The organism is Escherichia sp. E14S1 (genome assembly GCF_004211995.1).
Taxonomy (GTDB): domain Bacteria; phylum Pseudomonadota; class Gammaproteobacteria; order Enterobacterales; family Enterobacteriaceae; genus Escherichia.
Genome location: NZ_RHJQ01000005.1, coordinates 51,050 through 63,217, shown reverse-complemented (window position 1 = coordinate 63,217; position 12,168 = coordinate 51,050). Strand labels below are relative to the sequence as shown.

Annotated in this window: 15 protein-coding genes; 3 read left to right on the top strand and 12 right to left on the bottom strand. The window is 49.9% G+C overall.

The features are described from left to right. Positions 1 to 35 precede the first annotated feature (35 nt). The 5 genes from ppnP to D9734_RS06365 all read right to left on the bottom strand — a co-directional run bounded on the left by ppnP (position 36) and on the right by D9734_RS06365 (position 2,729). The gene (gene ppnP, locus D9734_RS06385; protein WP_130206199.1) at positions 36 to 320 is read right to left on the bottom strand and encodes a pyrimidine/purine nucleoside phosphorylase; all 285 of its coding nucleotides are present in this window, start codon (positions 318 to 320) and stop codon (positions 36 to 38) included. Positions 321 to 391: 71 nt separating this feature from the next. Continuing rightward, complete coding sequence (locus D9734_RS06380) at positions 392 to 1,069, bottom strand: AroM family protein (RefSeq protein WP_130206197.1); 678 nt, start codon at positions 1,067 to 1,069, stop codon at positions 392 to 394. A 253-nt stretch (positions 1,070 to 1,322) separates the two neighbouring features. Next, on the bottom strand, positions 1,323 to 1,514 hold the full coding sequence (gene yaiA, locus D9734_RS06375) for a protein YaiA (RefSeq protein WP_130206195.1): 192 nt from the start codon (positions 1,512 to 1,514) through the stop codon (positions 1,323 to 1,325). Between the two features lie 28 nt (positions 1,515 to 1,542). Next, positions 1,543 to 2,088 (bottom strand): shikimate kinase AroL, encoded by a 546-nt coding sequence (gene aroL / locus D9734_RS06370; RefSeq protein WP_130206193.1) that lies wholly within the window; start codon positions 2,086 to 2,088, stop codon positions 1,543 to 1,545. A 182-nt stretch (positions 2,089 to 2,270) separates the two neighbouring features. Then, positions 2,271 to 2,729 carry a YaiI/YqxD family protein gene (locus tag D9734_RS06365; RefSeq protein WP_130206191.1) on the bottom strand — a complete coding sequence of 153 codons (459 nt, stop codon included), beginning with the start codon at positions 2,727 to 2,729 and terminating at the stop codon, positions 2,271 to 2,273. A 119-nt stretch (positions 2,730 to 2,848) separates the two neighbouring features. Between D9734_RS06365 and proC the strand changes: the two genes are divergently transcribed. Next, positions 2,849 to 3,658 carry a pyrroline-5-carboxylate reductase gene (proC, locus tag D9734_RS06360; protein ID WP_130206189.1) on the top strand — a complete coding sequence of 270 codons (810 nt, stop codon included), beginning with the start codon at positions 2,849 to 2,851 and terminating at the stop codon, positions 3,656 to 3,658. Between the two features lie 16 nt (positions 3,659 to 3,674). Here proC and adrA read toward each other — a convergent pair whose 3' ends face one another. The 4 genes from adrA to iraP all read right to left on the bottom strand — a co-directional run bounded on the left by adrA (position 3,675) and on the right by iraP (position 7,106). Next, positions 3,675 to 4,790, bottom strand: a complete 1,116-nt coding sequence (adrA, locus tag D9734_RS06355; protein WP_130206187.1) for a diguanylate cyclase AdrA — start codon at positions 4,788 to 4,790, stop codon at positions 3,675 to 3,677. A gap of 100 nt (positions 4,791 to 4,890) precedes the next feature. Further along, on the bottom strand, positions 4,891 to 5,211 hold the full coding sequence (gene psiF, locus D9734_RS06350; RefSeq protein ID WP_130206185.1) for a phosphate starvation-inducible protein PsiF: 321 nt from the start codon (positions 5,209 to 5,211) through the stop codon (positions 4,891 to 4,893). A gap of 118 nt (positions 5,212 to 5,329) precedes the next feature. Then, positions 5,330 to 6,745: an alkaline phosphatase gene (phoA, locus tag D9734_RS06345; protein WP_130206183.1), complete on the bottom strand. Its 1,416-nt coding sequence runs from the start codon at positions 6,743 to 6,745 to the stop codon at positions 5,330 to 5,332. Between the two features lie 100 nt (positions 6,746 to 6,845). Next, positions 6,846 to 7,106: an anti-adapter protein IraP gene (iraP, locus tag D9734_RS06340; RefSeq protein ID WP_064527081.1), complete on the bottom strand. Its 261-nt coding sequence runs from the start codon at positions 7,104 to 7,106 to the stop codon at positions 6,846 to 6,848. Positions 7,107 to 7,568: 462 nt separating this feature from the next. Here iraP and ddlA point away from each other — a divergent pair, with 462 nt between their 5' ends. Then, positions 7,569 to 8,663: a D-alanine--D-alanine ligase gene (gene ddlA / locus D9734_RS06335; RefSeq protein WP_130206181.1), complete on the top strand. Its 1,095-nt coding sequence runs from the start codon at positions 7,569 to 7,571 to the stop codon at positions 8,661 to 8,663. Positions 8,664 to 8,868: 205 nt separating this feature from the next. Here the strand turns inward: ddlA and D9734_RS06330 are convergent, their stop codons facing one another. Further along, positions 8,869 to 9,081: a DUF2754 domain-containing protein gene (locus D9734_RS06330; protein ID WP_130206179.1), complete on the bottom strand. Its 213-nt coding sequence runs from the start codon at positions 9,079 to 9,081 to the stop codon at positions 8,869 to 8,871. A gap of 259 nt (positions 9,082 to 9,340) precedes the next feature. Here D9734_RS06330 and D9734_RS06325 point away from each other — a divergent pair, with 259 nt between their 5' ends. Then, positions 9,341 to 9,649: a YaiY family protein gene (locus tag D9734_RS06325; protein WP_064527077.1), complete on the top strand. Its 309-nt coding sequence runs from the start codon at positions 9,341 to 9,343 to the stop codon at positions 9,647 to 9,649. Between the two features lie 52 nt (positions 9,650 to 9,701). Here D9734_RS06325 and yaiW read toward each other — a convergent pair whose 3' ends face one another. Together yaiW and sbmA are read right to left on the bottom strand one after the other, a co-directional pair. Next, positions 9,702 to 10,796, bottom strand: coding sequence for a surface-exposed outer membrane lipoprotein YaiW (yaiW, locus tag D9734_RS06320; RefSeq protein WP_130206177.1), 1,095 nt, complete (start codon positions 10,794 to 10,796; stop codon positions 9,702 to 9,704). A 12-nt stretch (positions 10,797 to 10,808) separates the two neighbouring features. Beyond that, positions 10,809 to 12,029, bottom strand: a complete 1,221-nt coding sequence (sbmA, locus tag D9734_RS06315; RefSeq protein WP_130206175.1) for a peptide antibiotic transporter SbmA — start codon at positions 12,027 to 12,029, stop codon at positions 10,809 to 10,811. Positions 12,030 to 12,168 lie beyond the last annotated feature (139 nt).

Here is a 12,168-nt window from a genome sequence, read left to right as displayed (position 1 = left end):
AAAATGCCCTCCCATTCAGACGGGAAGGCGCGATATTACAGATAGCGGCACAAATAGGAGGTCGGTTCGGCAACTTGCAGATGGAACTCGCTGTGGCCGGGAACATTAAATACTTCACCAGCTTCATACACGCGCCAGTCGGTAGCGCCAGGCAGCAAAACATTCAGCGCCCCGCTGACCACCGTCATCTCTTCGGGTTCCGCAGTACTGAACATGTATTCACCTTCAACCATCACACCGACGCTGGCGCGGCCAGTATCGCTGCTGGTAAAGCCGATCGATTTCACTTTTCCGGAAAAGTATTCGTTACTTTGAAGCATAAACTGGCCCTGTCAGGTGGTTTAACATCTTCTTCACTATAGGGGCCAAAGGTGCTAACTGTCACGTAAAATTACACCAGCAATTCCGCCGCCAGCCTGGCAATCAATACGTTAGAGAGCAAAACAGGTACATCGAGCTTTTTTTGCAGTAAATCGCGATGACGCTGATTAAATCCTAAACAATCCAGCATGATGACATCCGCGCCATTCGCCAGCAATTCTTTCCCGGCATCAACGATTTTCTGTTCAGAATCATGAATGGGATTTCCCAGCGAGAATAGTGGTGTTCTCTGCAAAATTTGCCATTTTTGCGCCTGAACGGCCAAAAGCTCTTCTACTGGAACAATAACACCGACCTGGTGACCTTCAACAATGGAGGAAACCAAGGGTGGGAGAATGCGCAAAGGTTCGAGGAAGATCGTATTTCGCGCTGTCATATTGCTAATGTTGGCCGTACTCATTAGCAAAATAACGTCATAATCCTGATTATCGAGTACCTCAATCACGCTTTGTAGATCACGCTCCACTTTACGGCGTGAAACGTGGGCCAGCTGGTTGTCATTTAATAATGTAAGAATAGTTTCTTCGCCTGCTTCTGGCGCATACTCCGCCATCACCTCTTCGCGGCTTAATTTCCCCAGCAGGCTATGATGGGAAATATTATTTTCGTCAATGTACTCCGTCAGAAGCGGCAAAACTTCATGCATTGGTACAATGCCGATGGTCAGAATCGCCAACGACGCGCTCATTGTCTTCCACCTTTCTTTTTCGTCGTTAATTACCGGGCAAATACTAAGCACCACAGCGGGCGCTTGCCGATGCTACAAATGCAAAAAAGCGTAGCAGCAGACGCGCACGGCATAATGTAAAGATTCCCAATAGTTCCAGTAATGGATTGTTATTGTTTAATATTCTAATTATTTGAAAAACATGAATTGTGAAAAGTGTGATGCAGGTCCGTTGCAATAGCACTCAGAGTCCCTTCCGAGCAGTCTGATGCGGTCACTCTTTATCAGGATCCTCATAGCGTTTTTTAGCATCCATCGCCTCCTGGGCCGTAGGATGTTCGCTGATCAAAGAGTCTGGTTTGGGATGATCGGCTCGCAGCTGATACCAGGTCACAGTCTGTCCTTGCTGGCCTTTTTCTACCGTAACAATTCTGGCTTCTCGGGGATAAGGCGGTTTCGTTGGCATTGTTCTTCCTTATTTCACGGGATGAACATTAAGTATAGGTGCCAGGACAATGACAGTTTGCCGTTTGTGCCAAAGCGGTTCGAATTTCAGAGATCACCTGACTGGGTTCGTTGTTAGCATCGACGATAATATGCGCAACTTCACGATATAATGCATCGCGTTCTTCCAGCACTTCCTGAACTTCTTCACTTAACGGTTTTCCTGTGAGTGTTGGCCGTAAATCCTCTTCTGGCGCTGCTTGCAGACGATTTACCAGCACTGACACCGGCGCGCACAAGTAAACCACAATCCCGTTATTACGCATGTAGTGGCGATTAAATTCCGTCAGAATAATACCGCCGCCCGTCGCGATAACGGTGGATGGTGCAGTAACTGCTTCCAGAGCGGCGCTCTCCCTGGCGCGAAATCCTGCCCACTCTTCCCTTTCGACGATCTCTGCTACCGTCATATTGAGTTGTGATTGCAACCATTGGTCGGTATCAACAAACCGACAGTTGAGCGAATCGGCAAGGGCCATTCCGACCGTTGTTTTACCACAGCCCCGAGGCCCGATCAGAAAAAGAGGGTGTGTCATCGTGGGTTTTCCCCAAAAGGTCGCAATGCGGCGAAAGCCGGTTTCGTAAGAATAACGATCATACCATCAAACTAGTACAATTTCGATTGTAAAGAAATAATTCCACTTAAGGAGCGAACTTCAATACATTCCTTACTATATCAAGAAATGAGCGAGAAAGAAGTGTAAATAATATATTACATTTACGAACGGTTACGTTGAACTTCCTGCCACCATTTTTCAAGTTCAGCCGCAAATGCCTGGCGGTCACGTTGCGAAAGGCTATCTGGTCCTCCGGTCTGGATGCCGCTGGCTCGTAGGGTATCCATAAAATCGCGCATCGTCAGACGTTCACGAATAGTCGCTGGTGTGTACCGTTCGCCACGCGGATTAAGTGCTGCCGCGCCTTTCTCGATGGCTTCAGCAGCCAAAGGAATATCTGCGGTTATTACCAAATCGCCCGCCTCACACTGACGTACAATTTCATTATCAGCCACGTCAAAACCTGCCGCGACGCGCAGCGTGCGAATAAACCGCGATGGCGGCACGCGTAAACTCTGATTTGCCACCAACACCAGCGGCATCTGCATACGTTCTGCCGCGCGATACAGAATCTCTTTAATTACATTGGGACACGCATCGGCGTCCACCCATATTGTCATAAGGCTATCCTCTGTTGGGTAATCCTCTATTGTGTCGCGCTTTTGCCTTCCGGCATAGTTCTGTTTATGCTTCTGACCAGGCGCTTTTCAAAATAATGAATTCACGGCAGGAGTGTGCAATGGAAAAGAAAATCGGTTTTATTGGCTGCGGCAATATGGGAAAAGCCATTCTCGGCGGTCTGATTGCCAGCGGTCAGGTCCTTCCAGGGCAAATCTGGGTGTATACCCCCTCCCCGGATAAAGTTGCCGCCTTACATGAACAGTTTGGTATCAACGCCGCAGAATCGGCACAGGAAGTGGCGCAAATCACCGATATCGTCTTTGCTGCCGTCAAACCGGGCATCATGATTAAAGTCCTTAGCGAAATCACTTCCAGCCTGAATAAAGACTCTCTGGTGGTTTCTATCGCCGCAGGCGTTACGCTCGACCAACTTGCCCGGGCGCTGGGTCACGACCGGAAAATTATTCGCGCCATGCCGAACACCCCCGCGTTGGTCAACGCCGGGATGACATCCGTAACGCCAAACGCGTTGGTCACTCCCGAAGATACTGCCGATGTGCTGAATATTTTCCGCTGCTTTGGCGAGGCGGAAGTCATTGCTGAGCCGATGATCCACCCAGTGGTTGGCGTGAGCGGTTCTTCGCCAGCCTATGTCTTTATGTTTATCGAAGCGATGGCCGACGCCGCCGTGCTGGGCGGGATGCCACGCGCGCAGGCTTATAAGTTTGCCGCCCAGGCGGTAATGGGTTCCGCGAAAATGGTGCTGGAAACCGGCGAACATCCGGGCGCCTTGAAAGATATGGTCTGCTCACCAGGAGGCACAACCATTGAAGCGGTACGCGTTCTGGAAGAGAAAGGATTCCGTTCCGCGGTGATCGAAGCGATGACGAAGTGTATGGAAAAATCAGAAAAACTCAGCAAGTCCTGATGACTCTCGCTGGACGTCAGGCCGCCACTTCAGTACGGTTACGTCCGGCTCTCTTTGCTTTGTAGAGCGCCATATCAGCCGATTTCAGCCACTCACGGTAGTGACTCATTTGCGGATTCAGCGGCGCGATACCGACGCTTATCCGTAATATCACCTGCGGCGTATTTGGCAGGCGTAATGCATTTAATCCTTCATGTACACGTAACATGGCAGTAATGGCGTTTTCGGCTGGCGTACCTGACATAATCACCGCAAATTCATCACCACCAAAACGACCAATCACATCGCTGCCACGCAGGGTAATTTGTAACTGTCGGGTAAGGGCAACGATTGCTTCATCACCGACATCGTGACCCCATGTATCGTTGATACTCTTAAAATGGTCGATATCAATAATCAATAGCGTCGCATCGCGATTGTGTCGGCGACAGTTATCAAACTCATTACGTAGCATGATTTCCCAGTGGCGCCGGTTGTAAACGCCCGTCATGCCGTCGCGGGTACTCATGATCTGCAATCGTCGTTTATGTTCAGCCAGTTTGGTCGCTGTCTGGTAGCTGACCCAGCCAAACAGCAGAGGATAAATGACGATAATGGGAAGGGAGAGCCACCATTCCAGCGGCGCACTCTTGAGCGACACCGTGATCCCCGTGAGTTCGAGTGTGACAAGGCAGGAAACGACCATCAACACCAAACCGGCGACAAACAGACGGGGGCCCCCTGCCCCCATCAAATTCAGGCACATAATCATCAGCATTGCGATCGAAGGCAGCACGTTTACGCCCATCACGCCTACCCACATACCGGCTAACACTGCATCAGTTTTTAAGTTGTATATTTCCCGGCCAAGCGGATCAACGGCCCTGCTCGCCAACTGCCAGGCTAAATGCGGCCAGACAAATGCCCAGCCAACCAACACCAGCCACCACCAGCCTGACAGCGGGTGCGAAACCAACGTCGAGGCGATTGGTAAGAACATCCCAGCCAGTCCTACCGCTCGCGGTAGTCTGACGCGACGGGCGAAGCGCAGCCCGGATCGCTGATGTTCGTTTTGAGGAGCTAATGGTGGTATCTCCCCGTGTGCCGCCGCTTTTTTGAAAAAATTTTCATCATTCATTATTTTTGGGAACATTCAGAAACAATTTTCCCAAATTATAGAGATGGGGCGAAAGGCGGGAGTATGATATTTCGGGTGAGCCATTTTCTTAACTCACCCGTTAGCACTATAGGTTTTACGCGGCTTTCTTGAGGCAAGTACTCATAAACTTATTACGATCATCACCTTTCAGAGATTGCTGCGTCGCCTGACTATTACATTCGCGCATCTTCTGCTGCTGCGGCGTCAAACTCTTTTCACCGGGCGCAGATTTGCTGTTCTTCAGGCAATCACTCATGTATGTCTTACGGGCATCCCCTTTCAACGCCTGCGCTGTCGCCTGTTGATTACAGGAGGTCATACGCTGTTGTTGTGGGGTTAACGTTCTCTCGGCAGCGCCGACAGTGGTTAAAAAAACCAGGCCGAATAGCAGGGTAACCAGTAATGTTATTTTCATAGCACCATCCCTCTTCACATTTTAACCAGGAGCGTTTGCGCCCTTGATCTGCTTTTAAGTCTGGTTGCTAACAGCAAAAAAACCACCCGACAGCCAAAATTAGCCGCCGGGTTCGGTGTTATTTCAGCCCCAGTGCAGCTTTCATGGTGTAGAAGAGATCGGTCTGATCGGTCAAACCAACCACATTCGCAGCGTGCGGACCATATGCAGCAATACGCAACTGGCTACCGGTATGCTCTTGTGAATCCTCTTCGGAGTTCCCGTAACTCATCACCATCACTGCGCCATCTTTGGTGTTTAACGCCTGAGTCAGGCCCGGCGCTTTGGTATCTGGCGCGACAATCTGGCTGGCGTGGGCGTGGTCAGCGGTGACCACCACCAGTGTGTTGCCATCCTTTTTGGCAAATTCCAGCGCCCGCTGTACGGCTTCATCGAGATCGACCGTCTCGCCAATTTGGCCACAAGGATTCGCGGCGTGATCCTGTTTATCGATCGACGCACCTTCAACTTGCAGGAAGAATCCTTTCTCATTTTTGCTCAGTAGTTCAATGGCTTTATCGGTCATCTGCGCCAGCGTAGGCACACTGTCATTGCGTTGCGGATTCGGGGTACAGGTGACTGCGGGCTTATCGATATTACCGTGGTACGTTGCTTTCGGTCCTTGCCAGCGCACTGGCATATTGCCGTCAGCAAACAGTCCAAGCAGGGGCTTTTGCTGGTTCGCTTCCGTCACCGCATTCAGCGATGCGGTATCGCTGACTAACTGATAACCACGCGCCTGCGCCTGTTCACGCAGCGTTTTTCCCTGCCATTCACCGGCGGTAGCCGTTTCAGCAAAGGTTTTTGCACCGCCGCCAAGCGTAACATCTGCACGGGCGTTAAGCAGTTGTTCAGTAATCGATCCTTTTCCACCTTTTTCCAGCGCGTTGCTCGGGCATTTTTCGCTGGTAACGCTCGGACCATAGCATTTGCGCGAGGTCACATGTGCCACTAGCGCGGCGGGAGTGGCATCCTGTATTTCAGCCGTTGAAACGTTGCCGGTCGCCAGCCCTGCGGCTTTTGCCAATTCCAGAATCGTTGGATGATCTTTTTCATGAATATCGACACCCAGCGCGCCGTTATACGTTTTGACGCCAGTTGACCAGGCTGTTGCTGACGCTGCGGAGTCGGTCACGTAGTCTGGTTTTCCGGTTTTTTTATCCAGCGCATAATGGGTGTATTGTCCGGTAAGCGGCAAGGCATCGATCCCTTTAAAAAAACCGCCCGCGCCTTCAGCATAATTGCGTGCGGCAGTGATTTCCGAATCCCCCATCCCATCACCAATCAATAAAATAATATTTTTCGCGGGTTTATCGCTAAGAGAATCGCGTAAGGCAACGGTCTGATCGCTCGTTAATCGGCGAGCGCCGCCAGGCGCGGTAATATCCCCCTGTGCCGCCCGGTTTTCCAGAATTGGCATCTCTGGGGTCCGGGCTTTAGTAACAGGGGTAAACAGTAACGGCAAGAGAGCCAGTGCAATAGTGCTTTGTTTCACTTTATTTTCTCCATGTACAAATACATTAAAAAATAAAAACAAAGCGACTATAAGTCTCTGGCATGACAGCATTATGACAACTGTTGGAGGGCTTAACTTTTTACTGACGAGGATGCCTCAATAACTTCTTTACGTAATCGCGCAGCAGCTCCGTATCGTCATCAGGAATGCTGGCATCGGGCTTTACCGAGTATAGCGCCCCTTCAACCTGATCAATCAACCGCTGTTGGTCATTTTGCGCCATATTGCGAAGCATCGCAGTAACGATAATCTCTAGTGCTTCGACCTGCGCGCACAATTCTTTCGACTCCTCTTCCTTTTGGGCAAGCTTAAATAACAACTCAGCAATGAGATTTTTCATATCTGTATTTCCTTATCCAAAGTATGGAGAAGTTAACATTATGTTTCACAACTGCATAGAGTCTTGATGTAGTATTTTTATGACAGAGGAAATAATTTTAGCAAATATTTTTTTCACATTTATCAGCGAAACGTTTCTCTATTTTTAAATAATTCCACACATAAAATATAGGTATACAATTATTAATGTTTTTTATAATAAAAAGTTATGGAATATATACTCTTGGTTAACTTATTATTACGTATAATAACCATCCAGGCAGCAATTCACACCAGGAATAAATTAGTTTCCCGTTCATCATTTTTGTGATCTTACGCACATAATTTAGTCAGCGATGAATCTTACCCCGCAAGCTGCACGGTTTATCAGCAGAAGATTGCAACAAACTGTCAGAAGGCCGCGAATCCCCCGTTTTGTCGTGGTAATGTATGCTCTTTGTGTTCTACGGGATAGGTTTTTAAGATGGAAAAACTGCGGGTAGGAATCGTTTTTGGTGGAAAGTCAGCAGAACATGAAGTGTCTCTGCAATCGGCAAAAAACATTGTCGATGCCATTGATAAAAGTCGCTTTGACGTTGTGCTGCTGGGCATTGATAAACAAGGGCAATGGCACGTCAGCGATGCCAGCAATTATTTGCTGAACGCAGACGATCCTGCCCATATTGCGCTGCGCCCTTCGGCCACCAGTCTCGCGCAGGTGCCGGGTAAACATGAACAGCAACTTATTGATGCGCAGAACGGCCAGCCGTTGCCGACGGTGGATGTCATTTTCCCAATTGTCCACGGTACGTTGGGTGAAGATGGTTCCTTACAGGGAATGCTGCGGGTCGCCAATCTACCGTTTGTCGGTTCCGATGTTCTGGCTTCTGCTGCATGCATGGATAAAGACGTCACCAAACGTCTGCTGCGTGACGCTGGATTGAACATCGCGCCATTTATTACCCTGACGCGCGCCAATCGCCACAAAATCAGCTTCGCCGAAGTGAAGTCTAAACTTGGGTTGCCGCTGTTTGTAAAACCAGCTAATCAGGGTTCCTCTGTTGGCGTCAGCAAAGTGACCAGCGAAGAGCAGTATGCCCTTGCTGTCGATCTGGCGTTCGAATTCGATCACAAAGTGATCGTTGAGCAAGGGATCAAAGGTCGTGAGATCGAATGTGCGGTTCTGGGTAATGACAATCCGCAAGCCAGTACCTGTGGCGAGATCGTACTGACCAGCGATTTCTACGCCTACGACACCAAGTACATTGACGAAGATGGCGCGAAAGTGGTGGTTCCTGCGGACATTGCGCCGGAAATCAACGATAAGATTCGGGCGATTGCCGTTCAGGCTTACCAGGCGTTGGGATGTGCTGGCATGGCGCGTGTAGACGTCTTTTTAACGCCGAAAAACGAGGTGGTGATCAACGAGATCAACACGCTGCCAGGGTTCACTAACATCAGTATGTATCCGAAGCTGTGGCAAGCCAGTGGCCTGGGCTACACCGACCTGATCACACGTTTGATTGAGCTGGCGCTGGAGCGTCACGCAGCGGATAACGCATTGAAAACCACTATGTAATTTTTGGATGCCCAATAACTTTTTTGTTGGGCATTTCAGGCTGATGGCAAACGTAAGATTGCCTGATGCGCTTCGCTTATCAGGCCTACCAGATAATTGCAATATACTGATTTTGCACGATTTTGTAGGCAGGATAAGGCGTTTACGCCGCATCCGGCATAAACAACGAGCACTTTGCCGGCACTCCAGAACGCCCAATCTTCTGTTATTGGGCGTTTTCAGTATCGTCATCGCGACGACGAATAATCAGCCCCGCCAGCCAGAAACTCATCACCCACGTCACCAGACCGACGGCATAGGTCTGCCAACCTTTAGCTTCAAACCCCAGCAACCCCACCACGCCATTAAGAATGAATATAAGGCCAATGGCGAACGCATAGTAATGCCAGTCGCGGCGGATTTTTACAGGCAGATTCATGGCAGCTCCGTTAACGAAAAACAACATCCTTGCATATTCTGCAACATCCGTCTGTGGTGTAGACAGCATTTCCAGAACCGTTAAGAAATTTAACTTAAGGTTGCAATTTTGTGAGTCATGACGAAGATTCTCGCTTCGGGAATATTCCCAACATCAATTTACCATGATTCTGATATTGACAATCCCAATGACCTGTCAGACTTGCCATAAGCCGCTGGTATCACACCAGAAGAGAAGCAGATGACTTCCGGAGGTTTTTATGGCTGATTTCACCCTGTCAAAATCGCTGTTTAGCGGAAAATATCGCGATGCCTCTTCAACGCCTGGCAACATTGCCTATGCATTGTTTGTGCTGTTTTGCTTTTGGGCTGGGGCGCAATTGCTGAATTTGTTGGTGCATGCGCCAGGTGTCTATGAGCGTTTAATGCAGGTCCAGGAGACAGGCCGCCCACGAGTGGAAATTGGTCTGGGAGTCGGCACCATTTTCGGGCTGATCCCGTTTTTGGTTGGCTGCTTCATCTTTGCGGTGGTTGCGGTGTGGCTGCACTGGCGACATCGCCGCCAGTAAGATTTATTTTGCCAGATGCGACGTAAACATCTGGCCTACGATTACCTATTGGTCACGGCCTCATACAGCGCGCTCGTCTTTCATCGACGCGCTTCGCAAACCATGCGGTGGTAAGGTTACGGGTGATTTTCGGGCTTTCCAGTTGAATACCGGGCAACATTTCTCGCGGTAGCAATTTACCCGTTTTCGCTTCGGCGAGTTGATAAACCTTCTTATACAACGCCGTCTCTTCAAAAGAGAAACTATCCCCTTTCTCGAGCTGACGACGAATTTCGCTGTCGCTCATTCCCAGTTTGCCCGCCAGCTTACGCGTCGCCAGTTCTGTTTTACCCGGCTCTTTACTGTCATAACGAATCAAATCACCATCCAGCGCCAGCTTCACGCCGCTGGCTTTGCTGACCGCATTCTGAAACGCGGCATTACGACTAGCGTACCAACCGGCATTAAAATCGGCGAAACGGAAAATCGGCGCGCTATAGCTGGCAGGATAATTAAGTAAATGGTAAGTCCCGAACCATAATCCGCCGCGACGACTGAAGACCTCCTGACGTACCGTACCGTCCATTTTCCACGGATACCCCCTGGTATGCTGTTCGGCAAAAGCAATGCTGACCTGCATCGGCCCACCGGTGCGCACCGGGTTAAGCGAACCAAACAGTGTCTGCCCCATCGGCACCATGCTGATCAGATCGTCAAAAATTGCACTCAACTGCTTTTCCGTGCGCACGGAATCTAACCGTTCGCTGTAGCTTTTACCGTTTGGCGATTTGATTTTTAGCGCGGTATGAACCAGAAAAGCAGGAATGTGCATCCGTTCGGCGCGGCGGTCAATCTCTTGCCAGGCGATTTTACTTAATCCAGGAACGACCGGATCCGCCTGATAATTTGACTCCTGTTGCACCACCGCCAGCACCGAGCAGACATTTTCCAGTGTCGGTGCCAGCCCCTGGCTTTCAAAAGTAGTGGCAAGATCTTTCGCCCAGGCATCGCGGTCTTTTACGCTGGCGGGTAACTTCTGCCGCACCACGCTCGCCACATCTATCGCTTTTTCGCCCTTTTTCAACGGCTGTGGCGCCTGATTGCTACACCCCGCTAAAACCAGAACCGCCAACAATGAAAGCGAAGACAGATGATTGACTCGCGACATTACCTCTCCTTTTTAACTCAATGTATGGGTTACTTCCTGAATTTTGTCATTATCCAGTTCATGTTCAAAGCTGCGCAGACGTTTGTAGATCGACATCAACTCGACCAGCGTGGTCCATGAGTTAATCAGATACTGGAAAGCGCCGCGAACCTGACCAAAAACGTTGGTGATTTGGGTCATCAGGCCGAGCGTAATCGTACCGGCAACAATCGACGGAAACAGCAAGAACAAACCGAAAACGTTATCGACCTGCAGGTAGAGGATGCGGGCGATGTTGAAATACATATAGTGAAAATAGAGGCGGAAATAGTTCTTCCGTACCGCGCTGAACAACTCGCGCACCGTTGGCGGTGTCGCACGCGTGGCGTCGTCTTCACCATAGACCAGCTCTTTACGGAAAGCTGCTTCTACTCGCTGGTTTTTAAACTCAAGTCCCGGCAGTTTGATCCCCACAACCGCCAGTAATCCGGTCCCCATCAGCGACCAGATAATCGCGGCAATCACCAAACCATACGGAATGTGCCCCACAATCGGCAACTCTGGCACGTGCGCGGAGAGCGTCACCAACACCGGCAAGAAGGCGATCAGCGTCATGATGGCATTAATAAAGCTGACGCCCATATTCTCAAGCGTTGAAGCAAAACGCATGGTGTCTTCCTGCACACGCTGCGCGGCCCCTTCGATATGGCGCAGTTGCTGCCAGTTCGCCATGTAGTATTCGTTCATCGCCGTACGCCAGCGGAACACATAGTGGCTGACAAAGAAATTGTTCAACACACTGATAACCACCGCGATCAGCGCTATCCCCAGAAAGACGCCCACCTCGCGATAAAACTGTTCGATGGTCACTTTATGCGGCGAACTGAGCGCGGTTTGAATCAGGTCATAAAACGGTGCATACCAGGCGTTGACTGCAACCCCAACTTCCACCAGAAACCAGGTCACGAAGATAATTAGCGCAGTGCCGAGTATTGACCAGTATTGCCAACGATGTGGGCTGTAGATAAACCAGAACAGCGCGAAAAGTCCTACGCAAACAATGTAATAAGCGTAAAAAACCAGGAAGTCTAACGACCAGAAACGGGCAGCGCTAATCGGTATCTGCCCAGAAGCCCCGGTGATGTGGGCAACCCAGTCACCGCCTCCCGCTTGCCAGAAGATGACGGCAATCAATGCCCAAACAAAGGCCGAGAGAAAAAAGGCTCCCGGTTTTGGGAAAAAAGACTTAAACATATGCTCTCCTGCTAGCTTCTTATCGTTTTAGCAACTGCTGTGTATTAACCGCATGGCCGCTTCAAAGAATCAGCCAAATGAAACCGCCCATTGTGACCAACCGCGGGGCGCTTAGTTCGTCCTCCTGACCGGAAGAATT

Bases quoted from the DNA above. Each gene is read 5' to 3' on its own strand.
- ddlA (WP_130206181.1), top strand. From the start codon at position 7,569: ATGGAAAAACTGCGGGTAGGAATCGTTTTTGGTGGAAAGTCAGCAGAA.
- D9734_RS06365 (WP_130206191.1), bottom strand. From the start codon at position 2,729: ATGACAATATGGGTGGACGCCGATGCGTGTCCCAATGTAATTAAAGAG.
- psiF (WP_130206185.1), bottom strand. From the start codon at position 5,211: ATGAAAATAACATTACTGGTTACCCTGCTATTCGGCCTGGTTTTTTTA.
- sbmA (WP_130206175.1), bottom strand. From the start codon at position 12,029: ATGTTTAAGTCTTTTTTCCCAAAACCGGGAGCCTTTTTTCTCTCGGCC.
- adrA (WP_130206187.1), bottom strand. From the start codon at position 4,790: ATGTTCCCAAAAATAATGAATGATGAAAATTTTTTCAAAAAAGCGGCG.
- aroL (WP_130206193.1), bottom strand. From the start codon at position 2,088: ATGACACACCCTCTTTTTCTGATCGGGCCTCGGGGCTGTGGTAAAACA.
- yaiA (WP_130206195.1), bottom strand. From the start codon at position 1,514: ATGCCAACGAAACCGCCTTATCCCCGAGAAGCCAGAATTGTTACGGTA.
- proC (WP_130206189.1), top strand. From the start codon at position 2,849: ATGGAAAAGAAAATCGGTTTTATTGGCTGCGGCAATATGGGAAAAGCC.
- D9734_RS06380 (WP_130206197.1), bottom strand. From the start codon at position 1,069: ATGAGCGCGTCGTTGGCGATTCTGACCATCGGCATTGTACCAATGCAT.
- D9734_RS06325 (WP_064527077.1), top strand. From the start codon at position 9,341: ATGGCTGATTTCACCCTGTCAAAATCGCTGTTTAGCGGAAAATATCGC.
- D9734_RS06330 (WP_130206179.1), bottom strand. From the start codon at position 9,081: ATGAATCTGCCTGTAAAAATCCGCCGCGACTGGCATTACTATGCGTTC.
- yaiW (WP_130206177.1), bottom strand. From the start codon at position 10,796: ATGTCGCGAGTCAATCATCTGTCTTCGCTTTCATTGTTGGCGGTTCTG.
- iraP (WP_064527081.1), bottom strand. From the start codon at position 7,106: ATGAAAAATCTCATTGCTGAGTTGTTATTTAAGCTTGCCCAAAAGGAA.
- ppnP (WP_130206199.1), bottom strand. From the start codon at position 320: ATGCTTCAAAGTAACGAATACTTTTCCGGAAAAGTGAAATCGATCGGC.